Raw genomic sequence first — 13,008 nt, 5'->3', positions numbered from 1 at the left:
GGACCGCGCAGTAATCGATGAAATCCAACGCGCACCCGACCTTCTACTCGCCATTAAGAACTTGGTCGATGACGACAAGACACCGGGGAGGTTCCTCCTAACAGGTTCGGCCAATCTCATGACCATTCCCAAAGTGGCGGATTCCCTTGCCGGCCGAATGGAGGTCGTTCGATTGTTGCCACTCTCGCAAGCAGAAATCCTTGGGACGAAATCGGGGTTCATTGATCGGGCCTTTGCGCGGGAGATGCCGACGGCTGACCACATGATTGTCGGTGACGACCTCGTTGAAAACGTCCTCTCCGGAGGGTATCCAGAAGCGCTCGGTCGAGTGCGATGGGCGCGAAAGCAGGATTGGTATCACGGGTATCTTGATGCGATCGTCCAGCGCGACGTCCGAGACGTGGCCCAGATCGAACAACTTGCCATCATGCCGAAACTGATGTCGGTGCTTGCCGAGCACTCAGGACAGCTAGTCAATTATACTGGCATCGGGGCCAGCATAGACCTCAATCATGTCACCACACAAAAGTATGTGAGTGTTTTCGAGAGCCTCTATCTCGTTCACACCCTGCAGCCCTGGTTCACGAACCGTCTAAAACGCCTGACCAAGTCGCCCAAGCTCCATTTTTTCGATGCGGGCCTCTTGGCAGCAATGCGGGATATTTCGCCAGATGTAGTCCAAAAAGACAAAACGAGCTTTGGCGCGATCCTGGAGACGTTCGTGTTCGGTGAGTTGCGGAAGATCGCGACGTGGAGCGAACAGCGGTGCACATTCTCGCATTTCCGAGACAAGGACAAGAACGAGGTCGACATCGTATTGGAGAACCGACGAGGTGAAGTCGTCGGGATCGAGGTGAAGTCGTCCGCCACCGTTTCGGCAAGTGATTTTTCGGGAATGCGAAAACTAGCGGACGCCTGCGGCAAGAAATTCGCCCAAGGCATGATACTCTACGACCATGACCGGGTCGTACCGTTCGGCGAAAACATGTTCGCTGCTCCGCTCTCATGCCTGTGGGGTCGCTCATGAATCTCGTCGAGGAACAATGCGTCGAGGATCTCGCGGACCTTCTCTACAACTTCTTGCCTGGGAGCGGAAACTCCCGGACCGCATTCCCATTGGCAGCAGCACAAGTCCAATGCGAGGACTTGTGGACCGGAGGGAGCAAGCGTCCGGCCATTGTTCAAATGTTGTCGTCAACCCTTAGTCAACGGCGACACAAGCTCAGCGCGTTGATGTTGGCGATCGTCCGGCAATCGATGACTTGGCGCAGAGGTAAAGGCGAGCCGCTAACCCGCGCGGAAGTAGATCGTCTGAACGCGCTCCTTTTGCGTCTGTCGATAAAGGTGCCCGAACTAAACGATCCCACGTTTCTTGAATCACTGGCGGGAGCCCAAACCGAGCCGGAGGCGACTCCGGAACCGAAGAAGGCCACGCTTTCGGACGAGTTAGCGCACACGCTATCGGCGCGCCTGATCGGCCTGTTTGAACACCCGCCTCAGCGGCGCGGCTTTGAATATGAGCGCTTTCTAACCGAACTTTTCGCCGCGTATGGTCTGACGCCGCGAGCGCCTTTCAAACTGACAGGCGAACAGATAGACGGAAGCTTCAAGTTGCACGGCGAAACATACCTCGTGGAAGCCAAATGGCAGGCTGGCCGCACGGGACAATCCGATCTGCTAACCTTTTCGGGAAAGGTCTCAGGCAAGGCGACTTGGGCGCGCGGGCTTTTCATCAGTAATTCGGGCTTCTCCGAAGACGGCCTCAAGGCTTTCGGGACGGGTAGACGCACAAATATAATCTGTGCTGATGGGTTGGATCTGCATCAGGTCGTTCACAACCGCCTCTCTTTGATCGACGTGCTTGACGAAAAGCTGCGACGCGCCGCTGAAACCAACCAAGCATTTGTTCCGGTTCGAGACTTGTTATGACGAGAACCAAACGAGGAAAGAAGACCAATAGATCGGGCAAGCCTGCCGGTTTACGACTAATCACTCGGCCAGCGACGAGGCGGCAAAGCTGCGCGCAATCGACAATTATTGAAACCTCGAAATCCTACGGAAATGACTTTCATGATTATTCCAGATAACGAGACCGCCATCGACATGATCTACTCGGAAGCCGTCTCCGCGACGGTCGCGAAGGTGATCAGAGACTCTGGGAACGAACCTCTCACGGTCGGCGTCCATGGGGACTGGGGTGCTGGAAAATCGAGCGTGTTGCTCATGCTGGAGGACGCGTTCTCGGAGGACGATCGCACATCCGTCGTCCGGTTCAACGGCTGGCTGTTCCAGGGCCTCGAAGACGCAAAGACCGTCATCATCGAAACGATCGTAGAGCAATTGCAGAGGGATCGGGCGTTCACCACCAAGCTGAAAGACGCATCCAAAAAACTGCTTAAGCGCGTCGATCTCATGAAAGTCGCGTCCAAGGCGGGTGGCCTCGCCCTGACCGGACTTACCGGCATCCCATCCCCGGACATGCTCGGCGGACTCATGGAACAGGGGAAGAAGCTTTTGGCCGGTGGCGAAGAACTGACGGTTGGCGATATGACAGGGTACGTCAAGGATGTCACAGATTGTCTTAACGACCCTGAAGCCGAAACCTTGCCTGCCCATATTCATGCCTTCAGGGAGGAATTCGAGGAACTGCTCGCGGCCGCGGACATTGATCGCCTCGTCGTTGTTGTTGACGATCTGGACAGATGCCTTCCCGCCACGGCGATCGAGACACTTGAGGCGATACGGCTCTTCCTGTTCGTTCCCGGCGCGGCCTTTGTCATCGCCGCCGACGAGGGAATGATCGAATACGCCGTGAGGTCCCATTTCCCGGACTTGCCGCTATCATCGGGCCCGTCGACCTATGCCCGGAACTACCTCGAAAAGCTTATTCAGGTGCCGTTCCGACTACCGCCACTGGGATACGTCGAGACCAAAATCTATCTCACGCTTCTCGTCGCCGGTAGCTCGCTCGACACCGGTTCGGCCCCCTTCGACACATTGCTCGACCTGGCTCGCGAAGCGCTCAGACGTCCCTGGGACGGGAACGGGCTGAGCCGCGGTGTGATCGAAGAGCGTCTCGGTGCGGTCTCGGCGGAGCTGGAGAATGCGCTCATTCTCGCCGATCAACTCGCGCTGCCGCTCGCTGAAGGCGCTCAAGGCAACCCGAGGCAGATCAAGAGATTTTTGAACACGCTCAATCTCCGTCTCGCGATCGCGGACGCGCGCGGGATCGGTGACGATGTGAACCCCGCGGTCCTCGCCAAGCTGATGCTCGCTGAACGTTTCAAGGCCGATTTCTTCGAACGCCTCGAGGCCGAGGCCGCTGTTAGCGGTTCTTCCATAACCGTTGCGACACTCGAGCAGACGCTGCGCAAAGATGATGAAGAGCCCGAAAAATCCAAAAAAACGGCCACCGCCAAGGGCCGGGGTCAAACGGAGAGACTCCCGGAGGACGACCTTCTTGCGAGCGAATGGGTCAGACGATGGGCTCTGGTGGCACCCGCGCTCGCGAACGAGGATCTGCGTCCGTATTTGTTCGTGTCCCGAGATCGCAAGGCGCTATTCACCGCAGGATCCAATCTCGCTCTGAAAGAGGACTGGATCGAGAAGCTTTGCGGCAGTACCCTAGGCGCGCGCGCAGCGGCAGTAGAAATCGCCAAGCTCACGCCAGGAGAGATCGAGCAGATCTTTGACGTGGTGGCCGCAAGGATCAGGGCTGCAACAGATCTGAAGAAGCGGCCTGGTGGCATCGAAGGCCTTGCGGAGCTTTGCAAAATATCCGCCAATCTCCAGACCCCTACGGTTCGCCTTCTCGCGGACCTGCCAAGCGGTCAGCTAGGGCCATGGGCAGCCACGGGCTGGGACAAGATCTTCACCGGAGCGGAAGCCAAACGAGAGTTTGCCAAACTCAAAGAGGGCTGGACCAAACTTGATGAGAACAAGCCGCTCCAGCTCGCTGCGGGCGGTGGACGACTTGGCCGTGGGAAGGAAAAAGGGTAATGGGGACTTCGAACTCATACGGTGGACCCGCGTCCGGCCTCGTTCCGGATTGGGTCGACGACGTCGATCCGGGCATGGGCGGTGGCGATGAAGGGTCAGATCAGGCCGGAAGCGATAGTTCTGAGACCGAAAAACCGACCCCTGGTGAGGGCGACGAGCTGAGCGCAGCGCAGACGCCGCCCAACGTGGAAACTCCCGGCGGCAATTTCACCTATCCACGCGGCCAATTCACCCGTTTTACGAACGGTGGCGGTAGCAAGTCGCTCGGACGGGCACTGAAAGGCTACGTCAGCGCTGCGGGGGGCGGTGCCGGGGCAGCACGCCGAATGCCTCACTCCACTCGGGTGGCGTCAGGTGTCGCCGGGCTCGCAAGCGCCGTCGCGAACGAAGGTGCCGAGGCGGCGCTCGCCCGATTTGATCTTCAAGACCTTGCGGGTCGGCCGGCCGCGGAGGTCCTCGAAGCCGTCGCGGAGGTAATCTGTCCCGATGGTGGGACGATCGATGAATCGATCGCCCGTGACGCGATGCTCGAAGCGATCGCAGAGGTTGCGGAAGATGATCCAGGCGCATTCGATGAGCTTTCTCGCGATCAACTCGATGAATTCCTGTGTGATGTGATCACCCGGAGCGTGGTTACCAAGGTCCTGAACGAGATCGGCACGAACGCGTTGCACGGATCCGCATCCGACGCCGACTTCCGGGAGGCTGAGCGGATCACACGCGATTTTACGCAGGGACGGGTCAGGGACGCGCTTGGTAACCGGTTCGATGTCGGATCCCAACCGACACAATCCGAAATCGATAGAAGCATTTCCGAGGTTTATGCCGATACCTTCGACATGCTCGGAGCCGTCCTGGAGACCATGCAATGAGACGAAACATCTTCGTTCGTTTGGGGCGCGCCGACATCGTACCTCCAGAGGGTGCAACTGACATCACTATCGATATGGTCGACAATTTTGGGGATCTCGACAGGGGACTGGGTCAGCTGCTGGACCGGCTCTTCAAGCTGGGCGCGACACCGAGCGAGGCCGCAGTCGACCTCATGATCATGGCGACCGCGGTGTACGCCGCCGACACCGGCGTCTCGCGGGAGCGGTACGCCGATGACGGATGGACGCGCATGATCGATCTCAGCGTTCCCGTGGCAGAGCCCGAGCTCTGGCGACGCCAGCACGACCATCTGTCCCGAATGCTGCAATTCTTGACGGGCGATCATTGGAGTTTCACGTTCCGTCACCGGCCGGACGAATTCCAGTCCTTCACGAAACAACCCGAAGAGATGGACCTCACAGACTTCACGCAAGTGAGCCTGTTCTCGGGCGGATTGGACAGTCTCATCGGCGCGATCGATCTCCTCGCCTCGGGGCAACGGCCGCTCCTGGTCAGCCATTATTGGGACGGTGAGGCGTCCAGCGCGCAGCGCCAGCTGCTCGAGGTATTGAAGGAACGCCATGCGGACGCGTTCGAATCCGTCCGGGCCTATATCGGCTTCCGAAAGTCGGACTTTGCCGAAGCTGGGAGCGACAACAACCAGAGGGCCCGCTCCTTCCTCTTCTACAGCCTCGCCGTGGTTGCGGCCGATGCCGTCGCCTCCACGGACAAGGTGCTCATCCCCGAAAACGGATTAATCGCGCTGAATGTACCTATGGACGCCCATAGGCTCGGATCACTTAGCACACGGACGGCCCATCCGCATTTCATCCGATTAATGTCAGAACTGGTCAAAGTTCTGGGCATCGACGTGACGCTGGAAAACCCCTATCGATTCAAGACGAAGGGAGAGATGGCCAGAGAATGCAAAGATCGCGACCTTCTGGCCGAGTTGGCCCCGGCCTCGATGTCTTGTTCGCACCCTGCACAGGTCCGTTTCGAGAGCGCGCCGCCCCAGCATTGCGGGCGTTGTGTTCCTTGCCTGATCCGTCGCGCATCACTCGCTGCAGGGCTGGATGAAGCGGACACCACGCAATACTTTCTTGATGACCTGAAGAAAGAAATTTTGGACTCGAAATCAGCCGACGGAAAGAACATCAGGTCCTTCATGTTTGCCGCCGAGAATTTGCGACAAAACCCCGGCCGTGCGCGGTTTCTCATGCAAAAACCTGGCCCTCTTAACCATGACGATCTGGACGCTTACGTGGACGTCTATCGGCGTGGGATGGACGAGGTGTCGGAGATCCTAAAGGGCGTAAGGGCGAAGCATGTGTGATGAGAGTCGACCCGGTCCTGTCGACTTTCATTGTCACCTCGACCTGTATCAAAACATGGAGGCTGAGTATAATCGTTGCGAGGCCGCGCGATGCCTGACCCTGGCAGTGACGACGACACCCAAAGCTTTTGCCCGAAATGCTGAGATGGCCCGTACCAGGCGCTTTGTACATGCAGCCCTTGGAATGCACCCGCAGCTTGTCGCGCAACGAGCATCGGAGCTATCTCAGTTCGAAGAACTCGCTCCCTCGACCAGGTATATCGGCGAGGTCGGCCTGGATGCAGGTCGCCGGTTCTATCCTTCATTCGAACGCCAGAAATTGGTGTTCGAACGCGTGATGGCGCTCTGTGCAAGGCTCGGCGAGAAGGTAATCAGCATTCACAGTGTTCGAACCGCTAAACAGGTGCTTGATGTCATCGAGAAAACGGGGGCACATCGCACATGTGTTCCTGTTCTGCACTGGTTCAACGCTTCGGGGGCGGAGATCAGACGCGCTTTGGAACTAGGCTGCTATTTTTCGGTCAACGAACAGATGCTGCTGACTCCACGGGGACGCAACTTGCTTGAAACGATCCCTATAGAACGACTTCTCACCGAAACGGATGCCCCGTTTCAGTCTGATAAGGCTCCAGGCGACGTGCACGGGGCCATTCGGTTGATTGCCAAAGAACATAACTTGGACGATTCAGCGGTCGAGGCCAGAATTAGGCGGACGGCCACGGAACTGTTGGCGGAATAAGCACACATCTCACGACGGTCATGTGTCGGGCTGCCCACAAACATACCGACGAAGACAAAGGGGAACCGTGTAACCACGGCTCCCCTTGCTGCTCGGTTGTTCAGGCCTCTTGCTGTAGTCAGGCGACCAGCGACAGCCCCGCGCCAGCATCCTGCGGCTGCTCCCCGCTGTCTATGAACGGGATGATCGAGAAGGTCTGGCCGCCGCGTTGTTCTTCGTTCTGCACGGCGTTGACGCGCAGGTCGCCATCGGGCGTGTTGATCAGAAGCGACAGGTAGTCATTGCCCGTGCGGCTGCTTTTGGCCATCCAGGCCGAGCCAACGCGGATCGGCGTACCACGCGGCGAGCTGACCTCGATCCGATAGTCGGGGTGGGTCTCCTCGGTCTTGTAGTCGTTCTCGATCAGCATGAACTCCAGATCGAACATCATGTTGGCGATGTAGCCGGTGAAGGCGTTGTCAGCGTCCATAGCGGTGAGCTCGCCCGAGATCGAGCCGGATTTCATCAGGCCGTTCGAGACCAGCGGGATGATCTCGAATTCGCCGCTCTGGGCCGCGCGCGCCTCTTTCGTCTGCACCGCATTGACCCGGAACGGGCCGAGTCCCACATCGATCTGCATCGAGATGTAGGGGTTGCCGCTGGTCGTGCCGGTCTCGTTCCAGGCCGTGCCGATGCGCACCTTGCGGCCTGATTTGTTGACGGCCGTCACGTCAAAATCCGGGCTGCGCGCGGACATCTTCGGGCGGGTTTCAAGTTGGATCGCAATGTCAAAGCGCGTCGAGTGGATCATGCCGGTGTACTTGGCGGCTGCGGTTTCAGCACTGCGGTTGAGGGTTCCTGCGAACATGGGATGGTTCCTTTTGGATTGGCCGGTGTCTGACGTCCTTGCCAGCACATCCGGGATTGCTTTCTCGACCCCTTGAGGGATCACAAATCAGAAAGCTTGCTTTCCTTTCAGCCCGCCCTCGGGTCAGAGCTGCCGTACGAGTGGGAAGGCCCCCGCGCCTCCGGGTGCTACGCCCCTCCCCTGCCCGTTTGGTCTTGATTGGCTGCCCGGATTTTCCGCGCCGTCCTCCGATCGCGCGATGAAGAACTCCGCCTCTTTGCCGTTCAACCCGTGCCCGCCCCGGTCGGTCAGACCGATGCAGCTACCGTTCGGCTGATAGGTGATCAGGTACTGACCGACCCGGTCCTTGTGGACAACGTAGCCGGTATTGGCCCAGTGCACGGTCTGCCCGGCATCGACGGCGGCTTTGATGTCTTCGAGTGTCATGATCTTTCCCCCCTTGCCTATTCTGCTGCCACTGAGGGGGCATCTGGTGCCTGCCCCACGATCCGGGCCAGAATGCTTCCCGTGTCGATCCCGTCCCCATGCGGCAGGAACACCCGCAGCTGGAAGGCGATGATCTCAGTGAAACACCCCATTGCCTTGAGGCCATCAATCATGCCCCGATCCGCGCCGCCCAGCTCGAGGCGCATCTCGCCTGCGACACGGCGACGGGTCAGGGTCAGACCCCGGCCCAGATCGACAGGCGCGGTGGTGCCGAGGGCGGCGGTCAACATCTCCTGCGGTGTTTGCGGGTTGGAGACGAGGAAGCGGGCGCGCAGCGCGGCCGCCCCTTCCTCGCTCAGCGTGCGCCCGATCATGGCGGTCGCCCCATCGGGCGTGACCCGGTAGATCCGCTCATTGGTGGTCGGAATGTCCTTCCAGATCGGCAGCAGCAGCCCGGTCAGCAGGTAGAGCTTGGTCGTGGTGGTTTTTGGCAGGGACGCAGCCTCTGCGTCCCAAAGCTGGGTGAACTCGCGCCGCTCAATATCTTCCCAAGCCGAGGACTCGAACCGCGCCTCTTCGAGATAGCTCGACCCGTTTGGCCGCACCACCTTGCGCATCAGCGTGACGATGTCCTCGTCATACATCTGCATGGGCCGCGCCGAGATGAGCGCCGCGCGACCCGAGGCGCGATTGACCATCGGCAGCTTGTCGGGGTTGCGCGACAGGGCGTCATCCGCCGACAGCACGTGGACCGGGTCCGTCACCTCAAGTCCGATGATCCGCGTCACGGCGCCGGATTTCGGGCAGGTCCAGAGATCCTCTGTGGAGACCTGTTCGATCCTCTCGCCGCGCAGGGTTTCCACGCCGAAATCGAGCGTGCCCGCCGCGCGCGCCCGTTCGGTCTGATCGGCAATCCGGCGCATGAACTCGGCAAAGAGTGCGTTCTGCATGTGGATGGGCAGGGCAAGCACCCGGTTGAGAAACCGCTGGATCGGGGGAAGCTCCTCAAGGAGCACCCCGTCCTTGTCGATCAGCCGCAGGGCCGTCCAGTCGGTGAAGCTCTCGTAGCTCATCGCCTCAGCGCGCCCGGCGGCAAGATCGGCGAAATACCCACGCAGCGCCGCTCGCGCGATCGGGCTTTCGAGATTGTCCTCCTCGCGGAACATGCCTTGCGAGCCGGTCTCGCGCTGACCCTTGGTCAAGGCCCCCAGCTGGTCGAGGCGTTTGGCTATAGTCGAGGTGAAACGCTTTTCGCCATGCACATCCGAGGTGCAGACCCGGAAGAAGGGCGCGCTTACCTGGGCCGAGCGATGCGTACGGCCCAGCCCCTGGATGGCCGCATCGGCGCGCCAGCCGGGCTCCAGCAGGTAGTGCCGCCGCCGTTTCTGGTTCTTCGCCGTTTGCGCCGCGTGATAGGACCGGCCCGTACCGCCCGCGTCGGAGAAGATCAGGATATCCTTTTCGCCGTCCATGAAGGCTTGGGTCTCGGACGAATTGCTGCTGGCGCTGCGCTTCTCGATGAAGAGATGGCCATCCTCGGCCTTGAGTGGCCGGATGAACCGCCCCGTGACTTCTGCCACGGCCTCATCGCCAAATGCCCAGAGGATCTGATCGAGCGCCGAGGGGATCGGCGCCAGCGTCATCAACTCCATCATTGCCGCATCGCGCAGGGCGAGCGCCTCGCGCGAGACAACGAGCGCCCCGGTCTCATCCCGCAAGGGTTCCGCCACCATATTGCCGTCGATCTCCACGAGCTTTTGCGCATGGATCGGGAAGGCCTGTTCGAGGTAGCCCAGAACATAGTCGCGCGGCGTCAAGGCACCCTCGACGAGTTCATCCTCCGGGTCCATCGCCTCAAGCCGACGCTTCAGCAGGCTCTCGCCTGTCGAGACAACCTGGATGACGCAAGCATTGCCTGCCGCCAGGTCGTCCTTGATCGCACGGATGATGGTCGGGGCTTTCATGCCCATCAGGAGATGGTTGAAGAAGCGCTGCTTCGTGCTCTCGAAGCGGGACTTGGCCGAGGCGCGTGCGGCCGACGCATTAGTTTCCCCCGAGGCGTCGTTGACGCCGGTCGCAGTCAGCGCCGCTTCGAGATTGTGGTGGATCATCCGAAAAGCACCCGCGTATGCGTCGTAGATCTCGATCCGGGCCGGGGTCAGCGCGTGTTCGAGCACGTCATACTCCACCCCATCAAAACTGAGGGCACGCGCCGTGTAGAGCCCGAGCGTCTTGAGATCGCGCGCGACCACCTCCATGGCAGCCACGCCGCCGGCTTCCATCGCAGAAACGAAGCTCTCGCGGCTTGGGAAGGGGTATTCGGGGCCTTGTCCCCAGAGACCGAGACGCGCGGCATAGGCCAGGTTGTGCACGCTCGTGGCGCCCGTGGCCGAGATATAGAAGACGCGAGCGCGGGGTGCTGCCAGTTGCAGCCGCAGGCCAGCAAGGCCCTGCTGGGAGGGTTTGACCCCCCTGCCCTGCTCGGACCCTGCCGCGTTCTGCATGGCATGGGCCTCATCAAAAGCGAGGACGCCTTCAAAGTCTTCACCCATCCAGTCGAGAACCTGGCTCAGTCGCGTGGTACGGCATTTGCCCGCGGACCGCAGCGTGGCGTAGGTGACGAAGAGGATACCGTCGCCCATCGGGACGGGCTGGTCCGGCTTCCATTTTGAGAGCGGCTGGATGTCGGCAGGCGAGCCGCCGAGATCGGTCCAGTCGCGGATCGCGTCCTCGATGAGCGTCGCGGATTTGGAGACCCAGATCGCCTTTCTGCGCCCGGCCAGCCAGTTCACGAGGATGAGCCCCGCGCATTCGCGGCCCTTGCCGCAACCGGTGCCGTCGCCGAGGAAATAGCCAAGGCGATAGGCCCGTGCATTAGGGTCATCATCGGCGCGCGTCAGCTTGGTCTGGTCGTCATCGATGGTGAACCGCCCCGGCAGGTCGCGCCCATGGGCATCATGCGCCATGATGATGGTCTCGAGCTGCGCCTCGGAGAGATGTCCCTCCTCGATCAACCGGGCGGGCAAGCGCAAGTCATCACTGCCCGTGTTTGAGGGCATGGGCGGGGCAACCGAGGCCATGGCGATGCTCTCGACGAGCGGCGTGGGATGTTCCTGCGCATCCGCGATCTCGATCCGCTGAGGACGGTAGCGCGCATAGATGTCCGAGATGGGCGTGTTGTCGCGCGGGGTCTCAAAGCTTGTGAAGCAGAGCGGACGGACGGCATTGGCGCGGGGTTTGGAGGCGGCAACAGGCGCAGCGACGGTCTTGCGCGGGGCAGATGATGGAACGGTCGGCCGAGCATGAGGGATCGCTTCAGCCCGTTGGGCAGGGCGCATCTCGGTCCGGGTTGCGGCTACGGCATCGACATATGCCAAGGCTTCATCCAGATCCCGCACACTGGCGCGGATCATCTCGCCGTCCTCCTGCACCTTGTCGAAGACCATGAGCTGGGTTTCCACAGTTGTGCCGAGCTTGCGATAGACCTGCCCCGGCATCGTCAGCGCCAATCGCGGCGTCAGGAGAGCGCAGGCGCGTGACCAATGCGCGGCATCGCGTTCGGGCGTGAATCCCGGCGGCATGATCGCCACCAGCCGCCCACCGGGTGCCAGACGCTTGGCAGCCGCGACGAGATGTTTGGCGGCGATGTGTTTGTCCCGGGAGCGGTCGACCGAGGAGGCGAAGGGCGGATTCATCACCACGACTTCGGGTAGAAGCGGCGACTGCAGCAGATCGTCGATATGCTCGCCGTCATGGCCCGTCACCTCGCCGCCGAAAACCGCGCGCAGGAGGCGCTGGCGAAAGGGGTCGATCTCGTTGAGCAAAAGCGCGGCACCAGTCCGGGCGGCGAAAGCGGCCAGTGCACCGGTGCCCGCCGAGGGCTCCAGCACGGTCTCGCCCTTGCGGATCGCTGCGGCCCGCACCGCCATGGTCGCGAAAGTCAGCGGCGTGGAAAACTGCTGAAGCCGGATCTGCTGCTCTGACCGTCGCGTTTCCGTCAGCAGCCGCGAGGCAAGCAGCCTTGCAGCGGCGCTGTCACCTGCCACGCCGTCCCCACGCAGCAGCACCTGGACAGCCGCGGCCTGCATCAGGTCATATGCCATGCGCCAGTCCCAGGCACCGCCGGCATCGCTGCCAAGAAACGTCTCGCGCATGACGCGCGCGAGCGTTGAGCTGCGCAGGGGTTGGTGGTGGATCTCTGTGCCGATAAGCGCTAGCGCAGAGGCGAGATCGGCTTCGGAGATTGCGAGAGCCGGGTTGGCCGTTCTGGGTTTGGACATGGGGATTTTCCTTTGGATCAGGGTCTGAGTTCCAAAGGACAAAAAGCCCGCTCTACACTTTTTGGGGTTTCCGCCGAAAGCTATGACGGAGGTTGAGCAACGAGAGTGAGTGCAGAATTTCAGATCACGAGCGCGACCCGCCCTTGTCGGAATCAAAGGCTAAGTCACGCAGCCGATCGGCAAAAAATTTTTTGACAGAAGAAGCGGCGGCAACCCACCAAAACACCCCGAAACGCACGAAGGTACCAGGTAAGAACAGAACGCACTGTTCAAGACTGTTGGCGGCGCTTCTCATCAATCACCGCCTGCACAAGGTTCATCACGTTGGAATGCGGTGTCGCGGCCTGCTGGTCATTCAGTGCCTCCTTCACCTTGGACCGAAACCAGGCATCATGGGACGTCATCTCACCGGTCACGGCGATGGTCCTCGAGGCGCCTATCCAGAAGCTCGCCTAGGTCTCTCGGCATAGCTGCAACGCTCAGAGCGACCCGAGATCGGCGGTAGGGA

The 13,008-nt window shown here is 60.6% G+C and carries 11 protein-coding genes; 6 read left to right on the top strand and 5 right to left on the bottom strand.

Annotated elements, in window-relative coordinates:
- The 6 genes from AC2FPW_RS13450 to qatD all read left to right on the top strand — a co-directional run.
- A partial coding sequence (locus AC2FPW_RS13450; protein WP_496814107.1) for an ATP-binding protein occupies positions 1 to 1,027 on the top strand: 1,027 nt, incomplete at its 5' end.
- Complete coding sequence (locus AC2FPW_RS13445; RefSeq protein WP_274861685.1) at positions 1,024 to 1,929, top strand: restriction endonuclease; 906 nt, start codon at positions 1,024 to 1,026, stop codon at positions 1,927 to 1,929. The genes AC2FPW_RS13450 and AC2FPW_RS13445, both read left to right, overlap by 4 nt.
- 141 nt (positions 1,930 to 2,070) lie before the next feature.
- A complete protein-coding gene (gene qatA / locus AC2FPW_RS13440) occupies positions 2,071 to 3,999 on the top strand; it encodes a Qat anti-phage system ATPase QatA (protein ID WP_496814106.1) in 1,929 nt (642 codons plus the stop codon).
- On the top strand, positions 3,999 to 4,871 hold the full coding sequence (gene qatB, locus AC2FPW_RS13435; protein WP_152453203.1) for a Qat anti-phage system associated protein QatB: 873 nt from the start codon (positions 3,999 to 4,001) through the stop codon (positions 4,869 to 4,871). Before qatA ends, qatB begins: the two co-directional genes overlap by 1 nt.
- Positions 4,868 to 6,208: a Qat anti-phage system QueC-like protein QatC gene (gene qatC, locus AC2FPW_RS13430; protein ID WP_496814104.1), complete on the top strand. Its 1,341-nt coding sequence runs from the start codon at positions 4,868 to 4,870 to the stop codon at positions 6,206 to 6,208. The genes qatB and qatC overlap by 4 nt, the downstream gene beginning before the upstream one ends.
- Complete coding sequence (gene qatD, locus AC2FPW_RS13425) at positions 6,201 to 6,947, top strand: Qat anti-phage system TatD family nuclease QatD (protein WP_491414125.1); 747 nt, start codon at positions 6,201 to 6,203, stop codon at positions 6,945 to 6,947. The genes qatC and qatD overlap by 8 nt, the downstream gene beginning before the upstream one ends.
- A gap of 118 nt (positions 6,948 to 7,065) precedes the next feature.
- Here the strand turns inward: qatD and AC2FPW_RS13420 are convergent, their stop codons facing one another.
- From AC2FPW_RS13420 to AC2FPW_RS13400, 5 genes are all read right to left on the bottom strand, one after another.
- Positions 7,066 to 7,794 (bottom strand): DUF736 family protein, encoded by a 729-nt coding sequence (locus AC2FPW_RS13420; protein ID WP_496814103.1) that lies wholly within the window; start codon positions 7,792 to 7,794, stop codon positions 7,066 to 7,068.
- A 123-nt stretch (positions 7,795 to 7,917) separates the two neighbouring features.
- Entirely contained in the window at positions 7,918 to 8,220 is a 303-nt protein-coding gene (locus AC2FPW_RS13415; RefSeq protein WP_274861690.1) for a hypothetical protein, read from the bottom strand.
- 17 nt (positions 8,221 to 8,237) lie between these two features.
- A complete protein-coding gene (locus AC2FPW_RS13410; RefSeq protein ID WP_496814102.1) occupies positions 8,238 to 12,500 on the bottom strand; it encodes a strawberry notch-like NTP hydrolase domain-containing protein in 4,263 nt (1,420 codons plus the stop codon).
- 124 nt (positions 12,501 to 12,624) lie between these two features.
- Positions 12,625 to 12,795, bottom strand: coding sequence for a hypothetical protein (locus AC2FPW_RS13405; protein WP_496814101.1), 171 nt, complete (start codon positions 12,793 to 12,795; stop codon positions 12,625 to 12,627).
- Positions 12,770 to 12,916: an antitoxin PaaA2 family protein gene (locus tag AC2FPW_RS13400; protein WP_153218031.1), complete on the bottom strand. Its 147-nt coding sequence runs from the start codon at positions 12,914 to 12,916 to the stop codon at positions 12,770 to 12,772. Before AC2FPW_RS13400 ends, AC2FPW_RS13405 begins: the two co-directional genes overlap by 26 nt.
- Between the last annotated feature and the right edge of the window lie 92 nt (positions 12,917 to 13,008).

Source organism: Ruegeria sp. SATB027 (assembly GCF_059613825.1).
This window is presented reverse-complemented; position numbering and strand designations above follow the sequence as displayed.